Annotated in this window: 29 protein-coding genes; 11 read left to right on the top strand and 18 right to left on the bottom strand. The window is 68.5% G+C overall.

The annotated features are described in order from the left end of the window. Positions 1–102 precede the first annotated feature (102 nt). Both EDD27_RS48785 and pdxH read right to left on the bottom strand, forming a co-directional pair. Positions 103–1371 carry an MFS transporter gene (locus EDD27_RS48785; RefSeq protein ID WP_241564647.1) on the bottom strand — a complete coding sequence of 423 codons (1269 nt, stop codon included), beginning with the start codon at positions 1369–1371 and terminating at the stop codon, positions 103–105. Between the two features lie 10 nt (positions 1372–1381). Continuing rightward, a complete protein-coding gene (gene pdxH / locus EDD27_RS48780) occupies positions 1382–2035 on the bottom strand; it encodes a pyridoxamine 5'-phosphate oxidase (protein WP_127939547.1) in 654 nt (217 codons plus the stop codon). Between the two features lie 258 nt (positions 2036–2293). Here pdxH and EDD27_RS48775 point away from each other — a divergent pair, with 258 nt between their 5' ends. The 3 genes from EDD27_RS48775 (at position 2294) to EDD27_RS48765 (ending at position 5409) form a co-directional block, all read left to right on the top strand. Next, positions 2294–3400, top strand: coding sequence for a citrate synthase 2 (locus EDD27_RS48775; RefSeq protein ID WP_127939546.1), 1107 nt, complete (start codon positions 2294–2296; stop codon positions 3398–3400). A 194-nt stretch (positions 3401–3594) separates the two neighbouring features. Beyond that, complete coding sequence (gene serC / locus EDD27_RS48770; protein ID WP_127939545.1) at positions 3595–4704, top strand: phosphoserine transaminase; 1110 nt, start codon at positions 3595–3597, stop codon at positions 4702–4704. 117 nt (positions 4705–4821) lie between these two features. Then, entirely contained in the window at positions 4822–5409 is a 588-nt protein-coding gene (locus EDD27_RS48765; protein WP_241564646.1) for a TIGR00645 family protein, read from the top strand. Here EDD27_RS48765 and EDD27_RS48760 read toward each other — a convergent pair. From EDD27_RS48760 to EDD27_RS48725, 8 genes are all read right to left on the bottom strand, one after another. Continuing rightward, positions 5403–6032, bottom strand: coding sequence for a rhomboid family intramembrane serine protease (locus EDD27_RS48760; protein ID WP_127939544.1), 630 nt, complete (start codon positions 6030–6032; stop codon positions 5403–5405). The genes EDD27_RS48765 and EDD27_RS48760 overlap by 7 nt on opposite strands. Before the next feature lie 112 nt (positions 6033–6144). After that, on the bottom strand, positions 6145–6909 hold the full coding sequence (locus tag EDD27_RS48755; protein ID WP_127939543.1) for a crotonase/enoyl-CoA hydratase family protein: 765 nt from the start codon (positions 6907–6909) through the stop codon (positions 6145–6147). A 6-nt stretch (positions 6910–6915) separates the two neighbouring features. Beyond that, entirely contained in the window at positions 6916–7689 is a 774-nt protein-coding gene (locus EDD27_RS48750) for an SDR family NAD(P)-dependent oxidoreductase (protein ID WP_127939542.1), read from the bottom strand. 48 nt (positions 7690–7737) lie between these two features. After that, positions 7738–8076, bottom strand: coding sequence for an STAS domain-containing protein (locus EDD27_RS48745; RefSeq protein WP_090946873.1), 339 nt, complete (start codon positions 8074–8076; stop codon positions 7738–7740). 84 nt (positions 8077–8160) lie between these two features. Further along, positions 8161–8895 carry an energy-coupling factor ABC transporter ATP-binding protein gene (locus EDD27_RS48740; protein ID WP_127939541.1) on the bottom strand — a complete coding sequence of 245 codons (735 nt, stop codon included), beginning with the start codon at positions 8893–8895 and terminating at the stop codon, positions 8161–8163. After that, complete coding sequence (gene cbiQ, locus EDD27_RS48735; RefSeq protein WP_127939540.1) at positions 8892–9647, bottom strand: cobalt ECF transporter T component CbiQ; 756 nt, start codon at positions 9645–9647, stop codon at positions 8892–8894. The genes EDD27_RS48740 and cbiQ overlap by 4 nt, the downstream gene beginning before the upstream one ends. A gap of 3 nt (positions 9648–9650) precedes the next feature. Beyond that, positions 9651–10673 (bottom strand): energy-coupling factor ABC transporter permease, encoded by a 1023-nt coding sequence (locus tag EDD27_RS48730; protein WP_127939539.1) that lies wholly within the window; start codon positions 10671–10673, stop codon positions 9651–9653. Between the two features lie 74 nt (positions 10674–10747). After that, on the bottom strand, positions 10748–12559 hold the full coding sequence (locus tag EDD27_RS48725; protein ID WP_127939538.1) for a glycosyltransferase family 2 protein: 1812 nt from the start codon (positions 12557–12559) through the stop codon (positions 10748–10750). Positions 12560–12883: 324 nt separating this feature from the next. Between EDD27_RS48725 and EDD27_RS48720 the strand changes: the two genes are divergently transcribed. After that, complete coding sequence (locus EDD27_RS48720; protein ID WP_127939537.1) at positions 12884–13240, top strand: hypothetical protein; 357 nt, start codon at positions 12884–12886, stop codon at positions 13238–13240. 17 nt (positions 13241–13257) lie between these two features. Beyond that, a complete protein-coding gene (locus tag EDD27_RS59220; RefSeq protein WP_127939536.1) occupies positions 13258–13623 on the top strand; it encodes a ClpX C4-type zinc finger protein in 366 nt (121 codons plus the stop codon). 209 nt (positions 13624–13832) lie between these two features. Here EDD27_RS59220 and EDD27_RS48710 read toward each other — a convergent pair whose 3' ends face one another. Further along, positions 13833–14402, bottom strand: a complete 570-nt coding sequence (locus EDD27_RS48710) for a CGNR zinc finger domain-containing protein (RefSeq protein ID WP_127939535.1) — start codon at positions 14400–14402, stop codon at positions 13833–13835. A gap of 72 nt (positions 14403–14474) precedes the next feature. Here EDD27_RS48710 and EDD27_RS48705 point away from each other — a divergent pair, with 72 nt between their 5' ends. Further along, positions 14475–15233 carry a class I SAM-dependent methyltransferase gene (locus tag EDD27_RS48705; RefSeq protein WP_127939534.1) on the top strand — a complete coding sequence of 253 codons (759 nt, stop codon included), beginning with the start codon at positions 14475–14477 and terminating at the stop codon, positions 15231–15233. A 4-nt stretch (positions 15234–15237) separates the two neighbouring features. On the opposite strand, the gene EDD27_RS48700 is transcribed toward EDD27_RS48705, so the two are convergent. Genes EDD27_RS48700 through EDD27_RS48690 form a run of 3 tightly spaced genes read right to left on the bottom strand, consistent with a single transcriptional unit; the run spans position 15238 to position 17454 of the window. Further along, entirely contained in the window at positions 15238–15867 is a 630-nt protein-coding gene (locus EDD27_RS48700; protein WP_127939533.1) for a hypothetical protein, read from the bottom strand. Positions 15868–15917: 50 nt separating this feature from the next. Continuing rightward, entirely contained in the window at positions 15918–16556 is a 639-nt protein-coding gene (locus EDD27_RS48695) for a hypothetical protein (protein ID WP_127939532.1), read from the bottom strand. Continuing rightward, positions 16549–17454, bottom strand: a complete 906-nt coding sequence (locus EDD27_RS48690; protein ID WP_127939531.1) for a hypothetical protein — start codon at positions 17452–17454, stop codon at positions 16549–16551. Before EDD27_RS48690 ends, EDD27_RS48695 begins: the two co-directional genes overlap by 8 nt. Before the next feature lie 472 nt (positions 17455–17926). Here EDD27_RS48690 and EDD27_RS48685 point away from each other — a divergent pair, with 472 nt between their 5' ends. After that, entirely contained in the window at positions 17927–18331 is a 405-nt protein-coding gene (locus EDD27_RS48685; RefSeq protein ID WP_164904129.1) for an archease, read from the top strand. 118 nt (positions 18332–18449) lie between these two features. Further along, positions 18450–18725 (top strand): isoamylase early set domain-containing protein, encoded by a 276-nt coding sequence (locus EDD27_RS48680; protein WP_127939529.1) that lies wholly within the window; start codon positions 18450–18452, stop codon positions 18723–18725. Positions 18726–18748: 23 nt separating this feature from the next. On the opposite strand, the gene EDD27_RS48675 is transcribed toward EDD27_RS48680, so the two are convergent. Then, positions 18749–19213 carry a hypothetical protein gene (locus EDD27_RS48675; protein ID WP_127939528.1) on the bottom strand — a complete coding sequence of 155 codons (465 nt, stop codon included), beginning with the start codon at positions 19211–19213 and terminating at the stop codon, positions 18749–18751. Between the two features lie 112 nt (positions 19214–19325). Further along, a complete protein-coding gene (locus EDD27_RS48670) occupies positions 19326–19925 on the bottom strand; it encodes a hypothetical protein (RefSeq protein WP_127939527.1) in 600 nt (199 codons plus the stop codon). Between the two features lie 97 nt (positions 19926–20022). Here EDD27_RS48670 and EDD27_RS48665 point away from each other — a divergent pair, with 97 nt between their 5' ends. Both EDD27_RS48665 and EDD27_RS48660 read left to right on the top strand, forming a co-directional pair. Next, a complete protein-coding gene (locus tag EDD27_RS48665) occupies positions 20023–20454 on the top strand; it encodes a hypothetical protein (protein WP_127939526.1) in 432 nt (143 codons plus the stop codon). Between the two features lie 459 nt (positions 20455–20913). After that, the gene (locus EDD27_RS48660; RefSeq protein ID WP_127939525.1) at positions 20914–21300 is read left to right on the top strand and encodes a hypothetical protein; all 387 of its coding nucleotides are present in this window, start codon (positions 20914–20916) and stop codon (positions 21298–21300) included. Positions 21301–21425: 125 nt separating this feature from the next. On the opposite strand, the gene EDD27_RS48655 is transcribed toward EDD27_RS48660, so the two are convergent. Beyond that, complete coding sequence (locus tag EDD27_RS48655; protein ID WP_127939524.1) at positions 21426–22763, bottom strand: MFS transporter; 1338 nt, start codon at positions 22761–22763, stop codon at positions 21426–21428. A gap of 217 nt (positions 22764–22980) precedes the next feature. Between EDD27_RS48655 and EDD27_RS48650 the strand changes: the two genes are divergently transcribed. Further along, the gene (locus EDD27_RS48650; protein WP_127939523.1) at positions 22981–23709 is read left to right on the top strand and encodes a FadR/GntR family transcriptional regulator; all 729 of its coding nucleotides are present in this window, start codon (positions 22981–22983) and stop codon (positions 23707–23709) included. Here EDD27_RS48650 and EDD27_RS48645 read toward each other — a convergent pair. Further along, the gene (locus EDD27_RS48645) at positions 23682–24989 is read right to left on the bottom strand and encodes an L-fuconate dehydratase (protein ID WP_127939522.1); all 1308 of its coding nucleotides are present in this window, start codon (positions 24987–24989) and stop codon (positions 23682–23684) included. The genes EDD27_RS48650 and EDD27_RS48645 overlap by 28 nt on opposite strands. Between the last annotated feature and the right edge of the window lie 176 nt (positions 24990–25165).

Below are 25165 nucleotides of genomic sequence, written 5' to 3'. Positions count from 1 at the left end.
GGCGTTCGTCTGGGCAGCGTGACAGGCCCCCAGGCGGTCGTCTGGGCAGCGTGACAGGCCCCCAGGCGGTCGCCCGCCCAGTGCTGAGCGCCGGCCGGCGGCCTATTCCGGGGCGGCCTCCCGGCCCTTGGCGGCCGTACCCGCCCGGTAGTTCCTGAAGGCGCCCACGGACAGGCCCACGACCAGCACCGCGGCCGCGCACGCCAGGCCGCCCCCCACCCACGCGCCGGTCAGCCCGAACACCGTCGCCGTCGCACCGGCCCGCACGTCGCCCAGGCGCGGCCCGCCCGCCACGACCACCATGAACGCGCCCTGCAGCCGTCCCCGCATCTCGTCGGGCGCGTACAGCTGCAGGATCGACTGCCGCCAGACCGACGACACCACGTCCGCCGCTCCCCCGACGGCCATGAACGCCACCACCAGCCACAACTCGTGCACCAGCCCGGCCGCGGCCACGGCCAGCCCCCAGACGGCGATGACGACGACCAGCGCCACGCCCTGCCGCGCGACCCGCCCCACCCAGCCGGAGAACAACGCGCCGATGACGGAGCCGCCGGCCATGGCCGAATACAGCAGGCCCAGCGCGGTTTCCGACCCGCCGAACGACTTGTCGACCAGCTCGGGGAACAACGCCCGCGGCAGCGCGAACACCATCGCGATGATGTCGACCACGAACGACATCAGCAGCACCGGGCTCCTGACGATGAAGCTGAGCCCCTCCAGGACCGCCCGTCCACCCGGACGGCTCACTTCGCCCTTCGGAGGCAGTGAGGGCAGTCTGAGAGCCGCGTAGAGGCTTCCGGCGAAGAGGAGGGCGTCCACCGCGTACGCCGCGGCGAACCCGCCGGTGGCCACCAGCACGCCCCCGACCATCGGGCCGATCACCGCGCCGATGCTGTAGACCAGCGAGTTGAGCGCGTTCGCGGCGGGCACGAGCTCGGGCTCAAGGATCCTCGGGATGATCGCGCCCCTGGTCGGCCCGGTGATGGCGAAGCCGGTGGCGTTCAGCGCGACCGCGGCGAAGATCAGATAAACGTTCCCCGTCCCGAGCAGCGCCTGCACCAGGATGAACAGGGTGGCCGCCCAGGCCACGGCCGAGCCGATGAGCAGCACCTTGCGCCGGTCCATGGCGTCGGCGACCGCCCCGCCCCACAGGCCGAACACCACCAGCGGCACCAGGTTGGCCATGCTGAGCAGCCCCACCCAGAACGAGGAGTGCGTCAGCTCCCAGACCTGCTGGCCGACCGCCACGACGGTGACCCCGACCCCGACGTGCGAGACGGCCTGGCCGAGCCAGATCCGCCGGTACGCGGGCACGCCCAGCGGACGAGTGTCCACCAGATGACGTTTGACCAGCTCCCCGAATGCCACTCGATTCACATTAGGGCGCGAGTCTCTCCAGGACCCATCCGGGGCGCGTGCGCCGGTAGCGGAGACGGTCGTGCATACGATCGAGCTGTCCCTGCCAGAACTCCATCTCGATCGGAGTCACACGGAAGCCGCCCCAGAAGTCGGGCACCGGCGGGTCGTCCGGCCAGCGGTCGGCCAGCTCGCGGTAGCGGGCGTCCAGTTCCTCCCTCGACCGCACGACCGCCGACTGGCGCGAGGCCCACGCGCCGATGCGCGAACCGTACGGGCGGGATCTGAAATATTCGGCCGACTCCTCGTGGGAGATCTTGGCGACGGTGCCCTCGATGCGGACCTGGCGTCGGATGGGGTGCCAAGGGAACAACAGTGAGGCCCGGGGATTCTCGGCCAGGTCGCGGCCCTTGCGCGACTCGTAGTTGGTGTAGAAGACGAATCCGCGTTCGTCGTAGCCCTTCAGCAGGACCGTCCTGGCGCTGGGGCGGCCGCCTGCGGAGGCGGTGGCCAGGATCATGGCGTTGGGTTCCGGCAGGCCGGCGTCGACCGCGTCCTGGAACCAGACGGTGAATTGTGCGATGGGGTCGGACGCGAGGTCTGATTCGAACAGCGGCTCGCCCTCGTACGTACGGCGAAGCCCCGCCAGCACGGGCGGGCGCGGGGTGGCATCCACGAAACGGTATTCTTGCGCGCCCCGCCTGGAAGATCCCATGCACCCGCTGAGTCATGGCGATCTCATGCCGACTTCCGAGACCCGCTGAGTCATGGTGACCTCACGCCGGCTGCTGACAACCCTCCTACCAGGGGGTTTGGCGTTACGGCGGGTCCCGAGACCGAGCATGACCTGGGAGGGGGTTAAATTGACCCGCCGGTATCTCGACATCAAGGCTTTGCGTTGCCGAAACATGGCAAGAAAGGGAGGCGGCCGAGCATGTCCGACTTCAAACCCGGGCTCGAAGGCGTAGTAGCTTTCGAGACCGAGATCGCGGAACCGGACAAAGAAGGGGGCGCCCTTCGATACCGGGGCGTCGACATCGAGGAGCTGGTCGGCCGTGTCCCGTTCGGGGCCGTGTGGGGCCTGCTGGTAGACAACACGTTCCAGCCGGGTCTGCCCCCGGCGGAGCCGTACCCCATTCCTGTCCACTCAGGTGACATCCGCGTAGACGTGCAGAGCGCGCTGGCCATGCTGGCTCCTGCCTATGGCTTCAAGCCGCTGCTCGACATCAGTGACGAGGAGGCCCGCGACCAGTTGGCGCGTGCTTCCGTGATGGCGCTGTCGTTCGTGGCGCAGTCCGCCCGCGGGCTCGGCCTGCCGATGGTGCCGCAGAGCCGGGTCGACGAGGCGAAGACCATCGTCGAGCGGTTCATGATCCGCTGGCGCGGTGAGCCCGATCCCAAGCACGTCAAGGCCATCGACGCCTACTGGACCTCGGCAGCCGAGCACGGCATGAACGCATCCACGTTCACCGCCCGCGTCATCGCCTCCACCGGCGCCGACGTGGCCGCCGCGCTCTCCGGCGCCGTCGGCGCCATGTCCGGTCCGCTGCACGGTGGCGCCCCGGCCCGGGTGCTGCACATGATCGAGGGCGTCGAGCAGCTCGGCGACGCCAAGAAGTACGTCCAGAGCGAGCTCGACAAGGGCAACAGGCTCATGGGCTTCGGCCACCGCGTGTACCGGGCCGAGGACCCGCGCGCCCGCGTGCTGCGCCGTACCGCCAAGGAGCTCGACGCCCCGCGTTACGAGGTCGCGGCGGCGCTGGAGCAGGCCGCGCTGGAGGAACTGCACGCGCGCAAGCCCGACCGGGTGCTGGCCACCAACGTGGAGTACTGGGCGGCCGTGGTGCTGGACTTCGCCGAGGTTCCGTCCCACATGTTCACCTCGATGTTCACCTGCGCCCGCACGGCCGGCTGGGCCGCGCACATCCTGGAGCAGAAGCGCACGGGCAGGCTGGTCCGCCCCAGCGCGAACTACGTGGGCCCCGCCTCACGTCCGCTCAACGACGTGCCCGGCGCCGACCAGGTGGTCGGGAAGTACTGATCGATCTGTTCACGGCTACCGCGCGGCTCGCACCCGCGCGGTAGCCGTTTTTTCATGCGATGATCCCCAAGTCAGGCTTAAGCAGGCACGGATTCTGCCTGCCGCTGACCTGGGATTATTTGTGAAAGTTTCACGAATCTCAGAATCCGGGACCCCGTGCGAGCCACCCCGCGCCGGTCAGTACGCTGGGGCACGTGGCTGACATTGTGATTCCCGCTGACATCAAGCCCGCCGACGGTCGATTCGGCTGCGGGCCCTCGAAGGTGCGCACCGAGCAACTGGCCGCGCTCGCCGCCTCCGGCGCGAGCCTCATGGGCACTTCCCACCGCCAGAAGCCGGTCAAGAACCTGGTCGGCCGCGTACGCTCCGGACTCGCCGACCTGTTCTCGCTGCCCGAGGGCTACCAGGTCGTGCTGGGCAACGGCGGCACCACGGCGTTCTGGGACATCGCCGCCTTCGGGCTCGTCCGCGAGAAGTCGCAGCACCTGTCGTTCGGCGAGTTCTCCTCGAAGTTCGCCGCGGTCACCAAGAAGGCCCCCTGGCTGGCCGAGCCCAGCGTGATCAAGTCGGAGGTCGGCACCTACCCGACCGCGGTGGCCGAAGAGGGCGTGGACGTCTACGCGCTCACCCACAACGAGACCTCGACCGGCGTCGCCATGCCGATCAAGCGGGTCGGTTCCGATGACTCGCTGGTGCTCGTGGACGCCACCTCCGGCGCCGGCGGCCTGCCCGTCGACATCACCGAGAGCGACGTCTACTACTTCGCGCCGCAGAAGAGCTTCGCCTCCGACGGCGGCCTCTGGATCGCGATCATGTCGCCGCGCGCCCTGGCCAGGGTCGAGGAGATCGCCGCGACCGGCCGTTACGTGCCGGAGTTCTTCAGCCTGCCGGTCGCGATCGACAACTCCGCGAAGGACCAGACCTACAACACCCCGGCCGTGGCCACGCTGTTCCTGCTGGCCGACCAGCTCGACTGGATGAACGGCAACGGCGGCCTGGCCTGGACCACCGCCCGCACGGCCGACTCCGCCACGCGCCTCTACACGTGGGCCGAGAAGACGGCCTACACCACGCCGTTCGCCGCTCCCGAGTTCCGCTCGCAGGTGGTCGGCACGATCGACTTCAGCGACGACGTGGACGCCGCGGCCGTGGCCAAGGTGCTGCGCGCCAACGGGATCGTCGACACCGAGCCCTACCGCAAGCTGGGCCGCAACCAGCTGCGCATCGCGATGTTCCCGGCCATCGACTCGGCCGACATCGAGGCGCTGACGGTCTGCGTCGACTACGTGGTCGAGCGCATCTAGCGGCTCACTCGACGTCCTGCCCGGATCTCGCCGGCACCGGCATTCCGCCGGTGCCGGCCGCGAGCGCTGCCGGCCGTGCTCGTCCGGACCTTCCCGCTTGAGCAGTAGGAATCATTCTTGCCCGAAATCCCCCCATTCGGCCAGGGAACCGTGCGCCCCAAGAGCCTCGGCTACCTGATGTTCGCCAGCCGCTGGCTTCAGGTGCCGCTCTATCTGGGCCTGATCGTGGCGCAGGCGGTGTACGTCTGGCAGTTCGTGCTGGAGCTCTGGCACCTGATCGAGACGGTGTTCCTGCACACCGGCCCGCTTCCGGCGGGCTCACCCTCGCCCGAGGTCGTGGTGATGCTCACGGTCCTGGCGCTCATCGACGTGGTGATGATCTCCAATCTGCTGATCATGGTGATCATCGGCGGTTATGAGACCTTCGTCTCCCGCATCGACCTCAACGACCATCCCGACGAGCCGGAGTGGCTCTCTCACGTCAACGCCAACGTGTTGAAGGTCAAGCTGGCCACGGCCATCATCGGCATCTCATCGGTGCACCTGCTGCAGACCTTCATCAGGGCGCAGTCGACACCGAACGACAAGATCATGTGGCAGACGATCATGCACCTGGCATTCGTGGCCTCCGCCGTGGGCCTGGCCTTCATCGACCGCCTGCTGTCGACGTCCCCCGCCGAGCACACGCGGTCACATCTTCAGTAGGCCGGGATATCGCTCTTCTTACGACGTAGGAGCCAACCGGCGACCACGCCGCCGATGAGGCCGAACAGGTGTCCCTGCCAGGAGATGCCCGGCTGGTTGGGCAGCAGCCCCGCCAGGATGCCGTAGTACGCGATGCCCACGCCCACGGCGATGACGATGTCGAGCAGCCGCCGATCGAACACGCCCCTGGCCATGATGTAGCCGAAGTAGCCGAACACCAGCCCGCTCGCCCCGACCGTGTAGACGGCGGGGCTCGTCAGCCAGGTGCCCAGCCCGCCGATCAGGATGATGATCAGGCTGGCCCACAGGAACTTGCGCACGTCGCGCAGCCCGGCGAGGAAGCCGAGCACCAGCAGCGGCAATGAGTTGGCCATGAGGTGGCCGAAGCCGCCGTGCAGGAAGGGCGCGAAGAGGATGCCGACCAGCCCTTCGGGGTCCCAGCCGAGGATGCCGAACTGGTCGAGCGTGCCGTTGAGCACGAAGTCGACGCCCTCGACGACCCACATCACGACGAGCATGGCGACCACGATGATGAGCGCGCTGAGCGCGCCGGAGAGAAGGGCTCCGGCACTGCGCTTGGCCGGCTCGAACCTGGGACCCGAATAGTCGCTGCGCTCGCTCATGCGCTCTCCCGTAGCTCGTCTTCTCTCTTTACCGTACGCAGGAAGCGCTATGAACGCGCTAAAGGATTCCCCCTCCCGGTTCCCGGGAGGGGGACGCCTATGCGTGGGACGCCTATTCGCCCTTCCACTGGGGCGCGCGCTTCTCGGCGAAGGCCGCGGCGCCCTCTATGGCGTCTTTGGAGCCGAACACCGGATTGATGATCGCGCCTTGCTTCGCGAACATCTCCTCCAGCGACCAGTCCTGCGACTCGATGATCACCTTCTTGGTGGCGGCGAGCGCCAGCGGGGCGTTGGCGGCGATCTTGCGGGCCAGCTCCAGGGCGCCCTCCAGGGCCGCGCCCGGCTCGGTGATCCGGTTGACCAGGCCGAGCTCGTACAGGCGGGAGGCCGGGTAGTGGTCACCGGTCAGCGCGATCTCCATGGCCACGTGGTACGGGATCCGCCGCGGCAGCCGCATGATGCCGCCCGCCCCGGCCACCAGCCCACGCTTGGGCTCGGGCAGCCCGAACGTGGCCGCCGACGACGCCACGATGACGTCGCAGGCCAGCGCGAGCTCGAACCCGCCGGCGAGCGCGTACCCTTCGACGGCGGCCACGAGCGGCTTCTTCGGCGGGGCCTCGGTCAGCCCGCCGAATCCGCGCCCTTCCACCACCGGGAAGTCACCGGTCAGGAACCCCTTCAGGTCCATCCCCGCCGAGAAGGTGCCCTCGGCGCCGGTCAGGACATATGCCGAAATGTCAGGACGTGCATCGAGCTCATCCAGCGCGCCCGCGATCCCGCGCGCCACGGCCCCATTGACGGCGTTGCGCGCCTTGGGCCGGTTGATGGTAATGATCGCGACATTGCCGGACTCCTCGACGAGCACTTCGTCAGACACGAGACCTCACTTGGGCTGGAAGCGGATGCCGCCGTCGAAGCGGATGACCTCGGCGTTCATGTAGTCGTTCTCGATCAGCATGCGCACCAGGTGGGCGAACTCGTCGGCCCGGCCCATGCGCTTGGGGAAGACCACCGGCGCGACCAGCTTGGACTTGAACTCCTCGGCGTTGGGCGAGAAGCCGTAGATCGGGGTGTCGATGATGCCGGGGCAGATCGTGTTCACGCGCACGCCGATGGCCGACAGGTCACGGGCCGCGGGCACCGTCATGCCCACGATGCCGCCCTTGGAGGCCGAGTACGCCAGCTGACCCGTCTGCCCCTCCAGGGCCGCCACCGAGGCCGTGTTGATCACCACGCCGCGCTGCCCGTCGGCGTCGGCCGGCTCCGTCTTCGCGATCGCGGCCGCCCCGATGCGCATGAGGTTGAACGTGCCGATCAGGTTGACCTCGATGACCTTGCGGTAGGTGGCCGGATTGTGCGGCTGACCGTCGCGGTTGACGGTGCGCTCCGCCCAGCCGATGCCGGCGCTGTTGACCACCACGCGCAACGGCTTACCAGTGGCCACGGCGGCGTCCACGGCCGCCTGCACCTGCTCGTCGTCGGACACGTCCGTCTTGGCGAAGACACCGCCGATCTCGTCGGCGACGCTCTTGCCGCGTTCCTCGTTGAGGTCGGCGACGACCACGGTGGCGCCGGCGCGAGCCAGCTCGCGCGCGGTGGCCTCACCCAGGCCGCTGGCGCCGCCGGAAATGATTGCTGCAGATCCGTTCACGTCCATAGACCGGACCCTAACCCGGCGACCGAATGAAGTTCTACTCGGGGGTCGTCAAATCTCGCCCACGGCGCTGTCGACGTCGGAATACACCTTGATCCGCCGGTCCAGCCCCGTGGTGCGGAGAATGCGTGCCACGGGCGCCTGCGGCGCCGCCAGCGACACGCCGCCGCCTTCGCCCGTCGCCAGCCGCCAGGCCTCGATCAGCACCGACAGCCCGCTGGAATCCATGAACGACAGCTGCTGCAGGTCGAGCACGAGCCTGGCACCGTCCTGCTTGATGGCATCGCGTACCTCGTCACGGAGGAACGGCGCGGTGAACAGGTCGAGCTCTCCCTCAACGGCCACCACCACGGCGTCTCCCAGGGCGTGTCGCGCAAGCCGCAGCTTCATTTGGCCCCTCCTCGATGAGCCACTGTACTTCGACATCCCCGGAAACCGGACATGCAAGACTCCGAAGATTGATGCCGAACGTCCTCACACCGCCGGGATGGCGAAGCCGTACGGGAGTTCCAGGCGGTGCTTGGCCAGGAGTTCGGTGTCCGCCAGCAGCTCACGCGTGGGCCCGTCGGCGGCGATCACGCCGTCGGAGAGGACGAGCGAGCGCTCGCACAACTCCAGCGCGTACGGCAGGTCGTGCGTGACCATGAGCACCGTCACGTCCAGGGAACGCAGGATCTCGGCCAGCTCCCTGCGGGCGGCCGGGTCCAGGTTGGACGAGGGCTCGTCGAGCACCAGGATCTCCGGCTCCATAGCGAGCACGGTCGCGACCGCCACCCGGCGCCGCTGGCCGAACGACAGGTGGTGCGGCGGCCGGTCGATGGCCTCCAGCATGCCCACCCGCTCCAGCGCGCCCTTGACCACCCGATCCAGGTCCTCGCCGCGCACGCCCGCGTTGGCCGGGCCGAAGGCCACGTCGTCCCGGACCGTGGGCATGAAGAGCTGGTCGTCGGGGTCCTGGAAGACCAGGCCGACGCGCTGCCTGACCTCTTTGAGCGTGTCCTTGCGCACCGGGGTGCCGGCCACGGTGACAGTGCCGTGCCCCGGGGTGAGTATCCCGTTGAGGTGCATGACGAGCGTGGTCTTGCCGGCGCCGTTGGGGCCGAGCAGGGCCACCCGCTCGCCGCGGCTGATCGACAGGTCCACGCCGAACAACGCCTGCGTGCCGTCGGGGTAGGCGTAGGCGAGCTGCCTGACGTCGAGAGAGTTCACAGACCGAGTCCCAACACTGCGAGTGCCGCGGCGGGCAGAGCGAGAGCGGTGCCCCATTGGGGGGCGGATGCCGACATGTCATGAATTATCGGCATAGCACCGGAGTATCCGCGGCTCAACATCGCCAGATGCACCCGCTCGCCCCGCTCGTACGAACGGATGAACAACGCCCCTGCGGACCGCGCGATCACCGGGATGTGCCGGAAATTCCGGGCTTCGAACCCACGAGACTCCCGCGCCACCCGCATCCGCCGCATCTCATCCATGATCACGTCCATGTATCTCAGCATGAACATGGCGATCTGCACGAGCAGGCTCGGCAGGCGCAGCCGCTGTGCCCCGATGAGGATGACCCTCGGCTCCGTGGTGGCCGCCAGCAGGATCGAGGCGGCCACCCCCAGCGTGGCCTTGGCCAGGATGTTCCAGGCCGCCCAGAGACCAGGCACGCTCAGCGAGAGCCCCAGCACCGTGATCCGCTCCCCCAGCCCTATGACCGGGATGAGGAACGCGAACAGCACGAAGGGCACCTCGATCACCATCCGCCGCACGATGTAGGCGGCCGGCACCCGAGCCACCGCCGCGACGACGCCGAGCAACACCGCATAGGCCGCGAACGCCCAGAACCGCTCGCGCGGCGTGGCCACCACGACGACGGCGAACGCGAAGACCGCGAGCAGCTTGCACTGCGGCGGCAGCCGGTGCACGACCGAGCCGCCCGGCAGGTAGAGCTGATGGTGATGCCCGGCGCCCACGTCTCACACCTTGATCTTTTTTTCGGTGATCTCGTCTCGACTCCTGGCGGCGTAGGCCACGGCCCCGGCGATGAGCAGCACGAGCCCCACGCCGATGATCCCGGCCACGCCCACGGGGATCCCGCCCACCTCACCGTAGTCGGCCAGCGCCCACCCGCCGAGCCCGTGGTCGGTGGCCCGGTCGAGGAAGCCCTGGTTCTCGGCCACCGCCTCCAGCCCGTCGGGGTCGGATGAGGCGAAGAACGACACGGCGCCGGCCAGCACCAGCGTCACCAGACCCCCGCCGGCCAGGAACATCCAGCCGGCACCGCGGGCGGGAACAGGCTCATTCTCACCCACGGTCGTGGTCGTCCCCTCGGCGCCGCGCAGGACGAGCGGCTTGGCCAGGCCGCGGGCGCCGTACACGAGGTCGGGTCGCACGGCGATCACCGCGCCGACGGTCAGCGCCGTGATCACGCCCTCGCCGATGCCGATCAGCAGGTGCACGCCGCCCATCGCGGCGGCCACCGCCCCCACCTCGATCGGCGCCGTCCCGCCGATCCAGAACAGCAGCGTGAACACCAGCGCGGAGGCCGGCACGGAGACCAGCGCGGCCAGGAACGCCGCCAGCGTGACCCCGCCCGTGCCCCTGGCCAGCCCGGTGACCAGCCGGAAGACCGCCCAGCCGACGAGCACGGTGACGAGGCCCATGATCGTGATGTTGACGCCCAGCGCGGTCAGCCCGCCGTCGGCGAAGAACACCGCCTGCACCAGAAGGACCACTGCCATGCAGAGCACGCCGGTATAGGGCCCGACGAGTATCGCCGCCAGCGCGCCGCCCAGAAGGTGCCCGCTGGTGCCCGCGGCGACGGGGAAGTTGAGCATCTGCACGGCGAAGATGAAGGCCGCGACGAGCCCGGCCATGGGCGCGGTGCGGTCGTCGAGCTCACGCCGCGCCCCGCGGAGGCACACCGCGACTCCGGCGGCCGCCACCGCCCCGGCGGAGACGGAGGTAACTGCGTTGAAGAAGCCATCGGGTACGTGCACGACCATGCCTCCCAAGAGGACGAACAAGCGCTCCTACTTTAAAGCATGGTCTTGCACCTGCATATATGTGGCAATTAGCGCCAAATCTTCCTGACGATCGTCCCGGGCGTCAGCCGCCGTACCACCGTGCTCAGCCGCCCCTTCCCCGAGGTCGCGTACGGCCGGACGGTCCGCAGCAGGGCGGCGAACCACCATCGGCGCGGCGGCGCGACCGCCTCGGCGTCGGCCTCGATCCTGAACCGCGCGGGCGGCCCGCCGAGGTCGAGCTCCAGATAGGCGTCCCAGGTGCCGGGCGTGAGCTTGCCCACCGCCGGCCTGGCCGTGAACCCGCCGCTGGGCAGCGCCGTCACCGGCTCGGTCCGCTCGCGACCCGTCTGCCGCTCGCGCCAGACGATCCGCCTGATCTGCGCGGCCGCCGGAGTGGTGCCCGCGACGGTGACCTCACCGTCGACCACCAGCCGGTTCCCGAGCCCCCACCTGGCCCTGATGAGCCTGGCCGTGCCGGGCACCCCGACCACGTGCCCGCCGACGTCGATGCTCAGATTGCCGTTGTCCTTGGTGAAGTACGGCAGGATCACCCTGTCGCCGAACAGCCGGGGCGGCGGGCAGGTGATGCCGCTCTCGCGCTCGGCGCCGAGCCTGCCGAAACGCACGACGCCCTCGAGCTCGACCGCCACCCGCAGATCCCAGACGCCGGAATCGAGCGTGCTCGTCTCGACGCGGGCGGTGAACTCGCCGCCCTTGCGCTGCGCGGGCACGAACAGCTCGGTGTGCGGGGTGTGCCGGGAGCGCAGCACCACGGCCACGCCGTCGTCCCTGCCGATGCCGTCGAGCCGGGCCGCGCCCGTCACCAGGAGGCGGGCGCCGTCCCAGCGCAGCCCGGTCAGCCTGCGCCGCACGGTGGCGCTCTCGATGCGGGCCAGGCGCACCAGCCGGTCGATGTCGTCCAGCGCGCCGGCTCGCTGCCGGTCGATGGCGCCCAGCCGCTCGTGCACGCCGGGCGTGTACCACTCGTCGCAGAGGGCGGCGACCTCCCGCGCGATGTCCTTGCGCCGGATGTCGTCGCTCTCCAGGAACACCGTCCCGAGCTGGGCGAACACGTCCAGCCTGAAGTGCCTGCGCAGCAGGTGGTCGCGCAGCGGGCCCGGCTCGACGTGCCCGGCCATGACCCGGATCGGCTCTCTGATCATGGTCAGCCACGCGATCGGATCCCTGCTGCCGGGCTGCTGCATGACGCTGCTGCCGTCCGGCCTGGACACGAGGTGGTAGCAGTCGTAGTCGGCGACGACGGAGATCACGCCGGCGTGGCAGTAGGCGTGGACCGTGAAGAGGATGTCCTCGCCGACGGGCATGCCCTCGCCGAACCTGATGCGGTGGCGTTCGAGCAGGTCCCTCCTGAACAGCTTGAAGCAGCACAGGCTGTTGTAGACGGCGCTGTCGCCGAGCTCCGCCCGGTCGGCGCTGTGCTGGAACATCGACACCGGCGCCCGCCTGCCGTGCCCCACGATCTTGCCGAGGACGATGTCGGAGCCGTTCCTGTCGGCCATGGCGACCATGCGTTCCAGCGCCTCGGGGCCGAGGTAGTCGTCGGCGTCACAGAAGAACACGTACCGCCCGGTGGCGTGCCCGAGGCCGACGTTGCGCGGGTGGCCGGCGCCGCCGCTGCGCTCGATGTGCACCACCCGGATGCTGTCCTTGTGGTAGGAGGCATAGAGGTCCAGCAGCTCGGCACTGCCGTCCGTGGAGCCGTCGTCGACGACGACGATCTCCTTCTTGATCCGCTGCACGAGCACGGACGTGAGGCATCTGTCGAGGTATTCCCGGCAGTTGTGTGCGGGGATGACGACGCTGACGTCGACCTCGTCCTGGTTGCCTGTCGCCGGCATCGCCACCACTCCCGGGCTACGGTCTGCTGTCGCTCCGTTTCAGTATGTGACGAACGCGGGGGGTCGTGGGGGCCGATCGCAGGTCTTCATCCCCCGGCTTTTGCGGACACCGGATATTCACGGCATTCCTCGAATAAGCCCCGGCAAGGTCGTCAATTACCACATTCAGCCGCGACCGAACGGGCTTCAGGAAAGAGGATTTCCCACCGGGGAGGAGAAACCTCACCAGCGGGTGCATGGAGGTCTTCCGCCGATGGCCCGAGTGATCCGCACGCGGAGGTTGCGCGTCTACAGTTAGGCATCCTTGACCGGGAGGTGGCGGGAATGGGATCGGATCTCCGCAGGAGAACGGCCGGATCGGCGGTGCACACTGCCGAGTTCATCGTCTCTTCGGCTCGGCTGGCGGAGCTGCACGAATGCTCTGTCTTGCTGCGCCGTACGAGGATGCGGGCCGAAGAGATCGTTGACGAGGCCCGCGCGTTGCTGGCCGGGGCGGAGCGCCTCGGCGACGCCGATCGCATCCTGAGCCTGCGCGTGCAGGTGGAGCAGGCACGACAGGCGTACTCCAAAGTGCTGACCGCGTACGTGACGATCTGCCGAAGGATCACTGAGGAACGGCAGGCCATCTTGCAGGCACAGATGGAGCGGGATCGGCGCGCAGGATTGTCAGGCGTCGCCTGACGGCCTACTGTCAGGCCATGCCTGACTGGAAGGACAAGATCCGCTGCTCTTTCTGTCACAAGAAGAGTTCGGAGGTGGAAAAGCTCATTGCCGGTCCTGGTGTGCACATTTGCGACCAGTGCATCCAACTCTGCAATGACATCCTGGAAGAGGAACGACTCGTCACCTCCACCGAGCCCCGCCTCCCCATGTGGGAGACGATGACCGAAGAGCAAATACTCGAACATCTACCGAAAATCGCGGCCGTGCAGGCCCAGGTCGACGACAATCTGCGCGACTGGGTGGCGCACCTACGCGGCAGAGACGTCAGCTGGGAGCGCATCGGCGCGGCACTCGGCATGACACGCCAATCGGCATGGGAGCGCTTCAGAAGCGAGACGTAGGGTGTAAACCGGTGTGACTTGTGGGGCGTCATTCAGTCAGGGAGGCCCATTATGCGCGTCCTTGACGGCCTCGCGGCGCCGGACCTGGACCAGCTCCAGCTGGAGCTGGTCCTCATCCTCGCGCTGCACGAAGAGGCAGAACGGCTGGCCGCCGAATGAACGGGCTCCAGCTCCCCGGTCCGCACCGGGGAGCTGGAGCAGGGGGCCGGTCAGTCGGTCTTGCTCCTGGCGCGGAAGGCGGCCGTCTTGACGCGGTTCTGGCAGGCGGTGGAGCAGAACCTGCGGGTGCCGTTGCGTGACACGTCCACGTAGACCCGGTCACAGTGAGGCGCCGTGCAGACCCCGAGGCGGTCACTGAACTCGCTGCCCAGCACGATCGCCAGCCCGGTCGCGCAACTCGCCGCCCAGTCGCCGGCCATGGTGCCGCCACGGCCGTGGAAGTGCAGGTGCCACGGCTCGCCGTCGTGCTTCTCGAGCATCGGCCTGGCGCGGGTCTCCTCCAGGAGCTCGTTGACCCGCGTGGCCGCGGTGTCGATGTCCGCCGCGGCGACGGCGACGAAGACCGTCCGCAGGCGGGCGGCGACCTCGGTGAGCTCCGCGCCCTCCGCCGCGGTGACCTCCCGGTAGGCCGGGTAGACGCTGCGCAGGCCCTCAGTGGCGGCGGCGCCGGCGTCGGCGGGCGCAGGGAAGGTCCGTCCACGCTGCTCGCCTGGGGTCAGCGCGTTCACCAGGGCGACCGTGACCCTGACCACCACATCCGTGTGACTGTTGTAATCCAATTGACCGGTTACACCTTCGTGTTCTACGTTGTGACTGCCGAAAGTTTAAACGACGGTCACAAGGAGACGTTCGTGCTCACACACGATGCCGCACTCGACTGGATCGCGCGCTGGGACCGCCAGCAGGAGGGCTACCTTCCCGACCGCGAGGAGCGGTTCACCGCGTTGATCGACGCCGTGGAGGCGCTGGAACGGCCCGATCCGCTGGTCATCGACCTGGGGTGCGGACCGGGGTCGTTGTCCGCGCGGCTGCTCGACCGGCTGCCCAAGGCCACGGTCGTGTCGGTGGACGCCGATCCGCTGCTGCTCGGGCTCGGGCGGGCAGCGTATCCGCAGCTCACGTTCGTACCCGCAGATCTGCGTACGAGCGGGTGGACGGGGCTGCTCGGCCTGGACCGGCCCGCCGACGCCGCGGTCAGCACGACCGCGCTGCACTGGATCTCCGGGCCCGACCTGCGCCGCGTCTACGGGGAACTGGCCGATGTGCTGCGGCCGGGCGGGCTGCTGCTCAACGGCGACCACATGGACACCGACGACACCACGCCCGTCCTGGCGCGGCTGGAGCGTGCCGTGCACGAGCGCCAGAGCGAGCGGGCGTTCGGCGCGGACCGGCCGGAGGACTGGCGGGCCTGGTGGGAGGCGATCATGGCGGATCCGGCGTTCGCCGAGCTCAATCAGGAGCGCACCACGGCCGGGGCCGCCCACCACGGCTCCGAGTCGCACCTGATGTCGCATCACGTCGAGGCGCTCCGGGATAGCGGCTTCACCGAGATCGGCACGCTCTGGCAACACGGGAACAACCGGCTGCTGTGCGCCGTGCGAGGCGACTGATCGGTCAGCGGGCGGGGAACAGCGCGATCCTGCTCACGTACCCCGGCGAGAAGCTGGGCGGCGATGACGGGGGCCCGGCCGATCGCCACGCTCCGGCGAGCATGCCGGTCACGTCGGCCGCCAGATCCGCAGGCGTGACGAAGCACGCCGACCTCGTCTCTTGACCGGCACGGCACAGGACCAGGTCGGGCGGCGCGGGCGCCTCCCTGCCACCGTCGCCCGCCTTACGGTGCAGCAAGACCGGGTAACCGGCGAGTTCCCAGCCGCGCGCCCGGAGATCGGGCGTGCGCCACGGGCTCAACAGCAGCGTGCTGCCCGAGGCGTCCACCTTGTTCTCGGTCATGCGCTCGACCTCGTTCACCACCTCGTACCACTCCTCGTCCGAGCCTGGCGGATACACGACGGCCGCCCACCACCGGTCCTCTCCTCGCGCCACGCATACCCGCCCAGACCTGCTGGAACGTTCCCCATGCAGCAGTGCGGAGGCCGCGGCCCACACCTGCGCGTACCACACGGTGTCGGCGGAGAACGCCGCCGACACCGTGGCTGCCGGCCCGTGCGCCGCGTACAGCGGAAGGTCGTGCGGCGGCGAGGGTAAACCGTGGACAGCGGCCCAGGCCGTGGTGTCGGCCATGACGGCCTGCGTGCGCGCGAGGGTGGCCGCCTCATGAACTTCGGGTGTGATCAGGTGTTCGCAACGCCGTCGAGGAGGGACCACAACACGGGAAGGTCACGCGCCTTCCCGCGTTCGTTCGCCGAAGCGCTGCCGAGCGACCGAGGAGCGATCACTGTGGAGGGCACGTTGCCGGCCAGTTCGGTCGCGACCAGCGACACGCTCCAGGATTCCGTCGCGGAGAAGCTAGCGTGCAGGCGGCCCGCCGGAATGAGGTACGGCTCGCCGCCCGGCATCCTGCGCAGCCGCCGATCCTCCTGGACCGTCACGCCGTCCCGCTCCATCCGAAGGCGGCTGCTCCCCCGGCCGTAGTCGCTGCTCACCGAATACGCCGCCAGCGGCGACCCCGGCTCGTCGAAAGCTGTGTAGCCGGCCTCGTCCAGCACGCCCAGCAGCACTCGGCTCCACAGGTGCCAGCCATGCGCGTGCACCTGCTGCAGATGCGTGCCGTTCATCCGCATCCGCTCCTCCTGCACTGCCTTGGGTGGCCACAGGTGCATGCGGATCTGCCAGCCCGGCGCGAAAGCCTGCGCCAGCCGTACCACCATGAATCCATAGGGATGCTCGTAGGCGAGCACCCGGTCGCGGTCCGCCCACTCCCGGACATCCTCGACGCGGCAGCCGGCCAGCCACGCGGCCGGGCTAGGCATAATCGTGCTCCCGGTTCAGGGTCCGCACTATTTCCCGGAGTTCCTCCCGCGACGGCCGACATATTTCCAGGGAGTCATAGAATTCCTCGAGAATGACAAAGTGCTGCTCGGCCAGTTTCCGGGGATCAGTAGGTATGGCCTTACTCAGCCGCGGCCTGACGACCCGGCAGGCCTTCCAGCTGATGTCGAAGTCGTCCAGATACGGCTTGAAGAACTGCGACTCCCTGCGGAAGAGCAACGCGTCCTCCCCTTTGTTCTGCCCGGTGACCAGGGCCACCTGGTCGGTGAGATCCAGGCTCATCACCCAAATCGAAGGGCTGAGCCCGAACTCGACCGTGACCCTGGGCGCGTCCTTGGTATGGAGGGCGGCACGCAGCATCGACGCGCACACCTCCAGCCGCGCCCGCGCGGCCGACCAGGTTCCCACGCGGGAGCGGATGTCGCTCATCGACTCGGCATAGGCCGCCAGCAGCTGCGGCTGGTCGGGATCGAGACACTGCACCCGCATCCTGATCGAGGCGCCTCGCTCCAAGGCGGATGCGACCAGGGCGGGGAGGGTCACCGAGGTGAAATAGTTGGCGCCGCGCGAACGGACCGACCACTCTCGCGCGTTGTCGCAGAGGTCCGCGATCACCCGGGCGATGTCACGACTGGAGACGGTCTCGTACGCGGGCGCGGCGTCCTGGGGGAAGAGATAGATGTACGCGGCGCCGACGATGATGGAGGTCAGTACGGCGGCGATGAGATTGTCGGTGATCCCGGAAAGACTCTGCAGGACCGTGCTGTCGGCCGTGGTGGTGCGTAAGGTGGTGAATCTCAGCAGAATGAGCACGGCGCCGGCCAGGCCGAGCGAAAGGAAATACCACCGGCGTATGAATGCGGAGCGGGAAAGATTCACTCGAGCCGTCCTCATCGAATGCGCAAGCGGCCGAACCGGTCCATGGTAAGACACCCCGTGGGGCCGGAGAAGTGGTGTTCGTATTTCCAGCTCAGACCCTCCGCGAGTCCCGCACCCGCGCGGCGGTCACCTCGTGACCGGAGATCCCCACCGAAGCCGGATCCCAGACCTGGGCTTCACCGGAGCCGAGATTGCGGCGAACCGGGTGGTGGTGACAAAGCACCGCACGCCGCTGAAGTATGCGCGCCTTCGGGCCCCATCACACCTTGTCGGGATTTGCGGGAGAGCTTGGCTTTGGTACTTATCTGGAGCACTTCGACCCTGCCCTCGTGCGCGCGCACACCATCCCCTGATGCACCTTTCTCCGCCGGGCCGGAACAGGGGTGCGAGTCGCGCCTGTGCGGCCCCTGCCCTCTTCCCAGCGGTTCGTGTGGGTGGTGGAGTGGACAGTGTGGGGAGAGGGCATCGCGCGGTGTCGCATGTCGTCGGCATCGTCGTGGAAGCGTGGGCGGACACTCGGGAGGAGTGCCTGGCAGAGGCGGTGCAGGCTCTGGTGGAGAACTTCGCCGACGTGGGCGACGCCGTCCCGGACGACAGCGTCGTGATCGTCTCGGCGGAGGAGACCGACGAGGCGCTGCTCATGGACGTGCTGGACGAGGCGATCTACCAGGTGGAGGCATGCCATCGGGTGGCGGTGGACGTGTCCGTCGACGAGCGCACCAAGGCCACCATGGGGCAGGTCGAGGTACGGCTGGCCACCGTGCCGGTCGGCGCCGTGGTGCGGGTGGGGCCGGTGCCCAAGGCGGTCGCCGTACAGCACCTGCGCTTCGGCAGGACCGACGGCGTGTGGCGGGCCCACGTGGACGTCGACGTCTAAGCGAACCTGATCTGTGAACTCTGGTGAAATGTAGGTTACGTCCCGCGCGTCCTATTCCTCCTGGCGCTCCCGTCCCACCAAGCTGGGGGCCGTTCCCCGCCCCCCGGGAGGATTTGCAATGCTCAGGCGTACACCCCTGTTCGGGAAGAAGACCCGGATCACCTTCACCCTGCCCGCGGACCAGCCCGCCGGCATCGTCAGCGTCGTCGGCGACTTCAACGACTGGTCACCCGGCCGCCACGAACTCCTGCTTCGCCGCAGCGGCCTGCGTACGGTGTCGGTGATCCTCCCGCCGGGGATTCATCGCTTCCGTTACCTGGCGACCGGCGGCATGTGGTTCGACGACGAGTCGGCCGACCACATCGACCGGGACGGCAGCCTGCTCCAGCTCTGAGCCGCGCCGTCCGGGCCTGTAGGTCACACCTGGGCGCCTTCGTCGAGGCGTATGAACGTGGCGCCCCCGGCGGCCGCGCGGGCGCCGAGCACGTGCCCGGCGCACATCCTCGTCTCCGTACCGGCCCGGTCGATCACCTTCCACGTCACCGGCTCCCGGCACGGTTGACCGGGCCGGTCGTAGGTCCAGGTGCGCCGGCACACCCGGCACGTGGAGACGCCGGCTCCGGAGGAGAGGGTGTTGCCGTGCTCGGGGCAGACGCGCCACGGCAAGCCGCACGGCTGGGACTGGAGCTTGGCCAGGTCCGCCGCTGCACGCTGCAGGTCCTCGGCGCCCCGGGACAGCCAGTCCGCGGCGAGCCTCGCCATCGCGAGGTGGTCGTGTTCCGGAGATCCGTTCGGAGCGCCGCCGCAGAGTGCCCGAACCTCGGCGGTGAGCGCCTCGGCGCGGCTCGCGAGGGCGCGCAGGTGCGCGGGAGTGACGGTCATGCAGGCTCCCATCTCGCAAAGGCCGACGTGGTCGCGGCCGGGGACTGGTTGCTGATGTGGACCCTACGTCGTGCACGGCGGCGGGAGGCGTTATGTCTCCCAGCCGTGATCGTCACGCGGCCGGCACCGCGTACCAAGTGGTGGCGCTCACCGTGGCGGGACCGCGCTCCCAGCTCAACGGGCCGGCAGGGCGCAGGACGTCCGCCGCCCACGCTTGGGCGTCGTCATCGGTCACAATCCGCGGCCGGGGAATCCGGCTGACCACGCCGACCAGGTGCCAGCCGCCGGGATGGCGGTAGAGAGCGTACTGCTCGACCAGCAGGCCGCTGGTGGTGTGCCAGCCACCGTCCGGATCGGCCTCATCGAAGGGCTCCCAGGGCCGCAGCCGGGCGGCGACCTGACGACCGGCCCAGGACTTGGCCTGGGGTGTGGTGCAGAGGCGCGGCATGCGGGCAAGCAGGATGCCCGCCACCAGGTGCCGCCGGTGCCGACGTAGCACGTAGACGGTGCCCGTCTCCGCGGGAGCCGCACGATCGGGGGCGTCGAGCTCCGGGTGGACGCGCCGCGAGACCACCGTTTCCAGCAGTCCGACGGAGGCCGTGTCGCCGAGGGCGTGGTGGAACGCCGCGGTGTCGCCGAGGTCCACGGCCAGGTCGGGCAGGGTGTCGGAGAGCGCAGGGGGATGATCGTCGTACTCACCGGCTAAGGTCACCTCACCGACGATAGATCCGCTCCGGCCGGATGATCCCATAATCCGGCCAAGTCACCCGCCCCTGGCGGTGCGGCTGCATCGCCGCCATGATCAGGGGATGGCAGACTTCGACATTCGTCCCGAGGGAGTCGACCCAGCCGGATATGACCGGCTGGCCCAACGGGTCGCGCGGGCTCGGGCAGGGGAAGAGACGCTGACGGGCCATCAGTTGCTGGCGGAGCTGGCGGCCTTGAGCAGCAACCTGGTCAAGGATGGATACGACGTGCACCAGGTCGTGGCGACGGCCGAGAGATGGGCACGGCTCCTGGACACGGTGCCCGCGCACTTCAAGGTGACGCTCCGGGGCTACCACCGCTCACAGGTGGACGCCTTACGAGCCCGCGTGGAGGCAGGTGAGATCACCGGCGCCGAGTTCCGTGAGACGTATTTCGACGTGGTCATCAGGGGTTATGACCGCCATCAAGTGCACGCTGCGATGGAACACTGGGCCGCAGCTCTCGACGAGAACGCGGGACCGGTCCACGGCTGACCCCCGCGTCCTCGTCGGCCCAGCCCGGATACCGATGGTCAGGAGAGAACAACTCCTTGATCGGCGATGGCGGAAAGACGGAACCCCTGTGCAGACGGGAGTCGACGAAGCGCTGCGCCGCCGACAACGCCCGTGCCAGATCCGCCGCGGCAAGCGCCCCGTCCGGGAGCGCCTGACCGGCACCCGGTAGGTGGGGCCCATGCCCTCGACCACGAAGCCGAGATAGCGGTCGTGCACGGTAACAGCAGTGATCCTTCGTGTTTCGAGCACTCGAGGAGACGACGTCCACGTACCACTCGTCGCGCCAGCCGAAGGGCTCGTAGATCACCTCCACGTCTTCCTCGACGAGCCAGGAGTACCCGCCTCCGGACAACTCAACGGATCCTCAACGGGTCCTCAACATCCCCTGCCGCAGAATCCGGTCATGCACGGTTCACTCCACCGGGAAGGGGACAAGAAATGACGCGGAAGCCGTTTCTCACACGCCTGGGCACCGTGGCTGCCACGATGGTCGTCCTCGGCGCCAGTCTGAGCGGCCAGGTCCAGCCGGCGGCAGCGGAGAGCGCGGCGGCTCCCACGTGCCGCGGCTGGGTCCACGGCAACTACGACGCCGGCTGGGACAGCATCGCCAAGGCCAGCTACCTGAAGGTCGGCCCCTACGCCGTCTGCGGCAACATCAAATACCTCCGGGAGAACACCAAGGTCTACTTCCACTGCCAGCGTCTCAACGGCTACGGCCACACCTGGGTCTACGTCCGGGTCGAGGGGACCAAGAAGGAGGGCTGGGTGTCGTTCGACAACCTGGAGCACTGGAGCGCGAACCTCATCGCACACTGCGACGGCTGAAGGCGACCTTCTGCGGTAGCCCGGCCTGGCTTGCGTACCGCGCACGTCATTTCCGGTTCCCTGGCTCGGCCTACCTATGCACGACCAGGCATGACTCGTTCTCCAGGGATGCCGGACGAGAGCCCTCAGGAGCCGCTCGTGGCGGCAGGGGCAGAGCCGATCAGCTTGAGCGGCTCGATCCTGCCCATGATCACAAGATAGTTGAACGCCCCCACCAGGGCGATCACCCCGATCACCAGCAGCGGTACGACGAACGATCCCGTGGCGTCCACCAGCGCGCCCACCACGATCGGCGTGATGATCCCGGCGAAGTTGGACGCGAAGTTCTGTACCCCGCCAAGAGATCCGACGTGCCTGGAACTGGGCGCGACATCGGCGGGGAGCGACCAGATGCCGGTGCCGGCGACGGTGAGGCTGCCGTACGAGATCGACAGGAGCGTCAGCGCCATCCACGCCTCCGGCACCACCGCGGCGAACATGATCACTGACCCGCCGACGAGCCCGCCGACGATGACCGTCTTGCGTACCCGGGTGACCGAAGCGCCCCTGCGGATGGCCCGATCGGCCAGGAGGCCTCCGGCCCAGCCGGACAGCACCGCGAACAGGCCAGGGATGGCCCCGAAGAAGCCCAGCTTCAGCAGGGAGAAGCCGCGCTCGGTCACCAGGTATGACGGGAAGAAGGTGATGAAGAAATAGATGACGCTGTTCAGGCAGAAGAAGCCGAACATCATGCTCAGGACCGTGCGGTAGCGGAACAGCGACCGCCACGGGATCCGCGCGGCCTCCTCGGCGTCGGTTTCCGCCGTGCGGGCGCCGCCGCCCTCGACGTACTCGATCTCGGCCGCGCTCGCACCGGGGTGCTGCCGCGGGTCCCGGTAGTACTTCCACCAGACGAGCGCCCAGACGACCCCGACCGCGCCGATGACGACGAAGACGGCGCGCCAGTGCAGCCACGCGATGAGACCGGTCACGACGGGGAGCGCGATGACCGCGCCGACCCTGGAGCCCGAGTCCCAGATGCTGGTGGCGAAGGCGCGCTCCCTGGTCGGGAACCAGGTCGCCACGACCTTGGCCGCGGTGCTGGGGGCCGGGCTCTCACCGATGCCGAGCAGGAAGCGGAGCGTGAGCAGGGACCAGAAGCCGCGGGCGAGCCCGGTCAGCGCCGTGAAGATCGACCACCACACGGCGGCGAGGAAGAAGGAGCGCCGCGGCCCGACCTTGTCCACGTACCAGCCGGCGACGAGCTGGCAGGCGTCGTAGGCCCAGAAGAACGCCGCGAACACCAGCCCCTGCTGCGTCGCGGTCAGGTGGAAGTCCTCCCCCATGAACGGCAGCGCGACGCTGAGACTCGCACGGTCGAGGTAATTGATCGACAGTCCGGCGAACGCCAGCCAGATGATCGTCCATCGGATCCTGGTCGTTCCCGTGCGTGATCTGACCGGTTGGGGATGCGCTTGCGTCATCGCGACGCCCTCCTTCGTGCGGGGGAGCAACCGCCGGAAGCCCTGACGAATGGCGTGACAAACCCCGGACGGCTTTCCGGAATCATCTGATGAATATCGTATTTCGTCAAGGTTTCGCCAGCATTCGCGCAGCAAATCGCCAATCGGTACGGTGATTGATCTGATGATTGACCTGTGATACGGCCGTGGCCCCTGGCGTTGGCTTTAAACTGGTCAGATGACTACCCGCGAGCCGCGCGCATCGCAATCCGACATCGTGGTCGAGGGCATCAAGCGCATGATCATCAATGGTGCGCTGTCGGCGGGATCCCGCCTTCCCGTGGAGAAGGACCTGGCCGCCCAGCTAGGCGTGTCACGCAGCTCGCTCCGCGAAGGGGTCCGCGCGCTGGTCATCACCGGAGTGCTGGAGACCCGGCAGGGCGACGGCACTTACGTGACCGCGCTCGACCCGGGGATACTGCTGAGCCCGATCGGTTTCCTGGTCGACCTGCACCGGCCGGAAAACGTCGCCGACCTGCAGTCCGTGCGGCGGGTGCTGGAGACCGAGGCCGTGGGGCGGGCCGCGCTGCGCATCACCGACGAGGAGCTCGACCGGGCCGAGCAGATCCTGACGTCCATGGAGCTGCTGCTCCAGACCGAGCCGATCGACCACGAGGCGATCATGAACGCCGACATCACGTTCCACCGCCTCATCGCCGCGGCGTCACACAACACGACCCTGGAGGCGCTGATCGAGGCGCTGGCCAGCCGTACGGTACGGGCCCGCCTGTGGCGGGCCATCAACGCCGACGGGGCCGAGTTCGACACCCACAAGGAGCATCAGGCCATCCTCCAGGCGCTCAGGACACGGGATCCCGATGCGGCCCGGCTGCGGATGGGGGTGCACCTGCTCGCCGTGGAGCAGTACCTGTCGGCGAATCAGGAGTCCGTGGCCCTGGCCCAGTAGTCGCCGTCGGGGAAGGAGAACGTCGCCAGCGTGGCGTCGTACATCTGCGCGCTGTAGCCGGGACGGGCCGGCAGCATGTAGGCGCCGTTCTTGACGACGCACGGGTCGACGAAGTGCTCGTGCAGGTGGTCGACGTATTCCGTCACCCTGCCCTCGAGCGAGCCCGACACGGCGACGTAGTCGAAGATCGACAGGTGCTGCACCAGCTCGCAGAGGCCGACGCCGCCCGCGTGCGGGCACACCGGCACGCCGAACTTCTTGGCCATCAGATAGACCGCGAGAATCTCGTTGACGCTGGCGAGCCTGGCGGAGTCGAGCTGGCAGAAGTCGATGGCCTCGGCCTGGAACATCTGCTTGAACAGGACCCGATTCATCCCGTGCTCGCCGGTGGCCACGCCGATGGGCGTGACGGCCTTGCGGATCGCGGCGTGGCCGAGGATGTCGTCGGGGCTGGTGGGCTCCTCGATCCACAGTGGCTCGAACTCCGCGAGCGCGCGTACCCACTCGATCGCCTGCGGCACGTCCCAGACCTGGTTGGCGTCGATCATCAGGCTGGCGTCGGCGCCGATGACCTCGCGGGCGATGCGCAACCGGCGGATGTCGTCGTCGAGGCTGGCGCCGACCTTCAGCTTCACGTGCTTGTATCCGGCCTCGACGGCTTCCTGACAGAGCCGCCGCAGCTTCTCGTCGGAGTATCCGAGCCAGCCCGCGCTGGTCGTGTAGCACGGGTAACCGGTCTCGGCCAGCTCGGCGACGCGGTCGGCGCGGGTCGGCTCCAGCTCCTTCAGCAGCGCTACCGCCTCGTCGCGGGTGAGCACGTCCGACAGGTACGACAGGTCGGCGACGTCGGCCAGCTCCTCCGAGGTCATGTCGGTCAGCAACCGCCACAGCGGCTTGCCGGCGACGCGGGCCGCCAGGTCCCACACGGCGTTCATGACGGCGGCCATGGCGAGGTGTTCGACGCCCTTCTCCGGCCCCAGCCACCGCAGTTGCGAGTCGGACTTGAGGTGGCGGTAGACGCCGCCCAGGTCCGTCACCACGTCCTCCACGGCCATGCCGACCAGTGGAAGGCCACGCTGCTTGGCGGCGAGCACGCAGATGTCGTTGCCCCTGCCGATCGTGAACGTGAAGCCGAAGCCGGACAGATCCGGGTCGTCGGTCCTGATCACGACGTAGGCGGCCGAGTAGTCGCCGTCCTTGTTCATCGCGTCGGAGCCGTCCAGGCTCAGCGATGTCGGGAAACGTACGTCGAAGGCGTCCACGCCGATGATCGCGGTCATTCACTCTCCAGCGGAGCTCGTACGGTACGTCACAATCTGTGACATCAGATCAACCGTCGCCAGAATACATCTGATGAATAACCACGCAAAGCCTCACAGCATCCGGCAAATCCGGAAAGAACCACATCTTTCATCTGATGTCTGTTGTGTATGCTGCTGCCGGAACACCAGAGCGA

It is taken from the genome of Nonomuraea polychroma, assembly GCF_004011505.1.
Classification (GTDB): domain Bacteria; phylum Actinomycetota; class Actinomycetes; order Streptosporangiales; family Streptosporangiaceae; genus Nonomuraea; species Nonomuraea polychroma.
The sequence above is the reverse complement of the archived record's forward strand: the minus strand, read 5'-3'. Positions and strand labels throughout refer to the sequence as shown.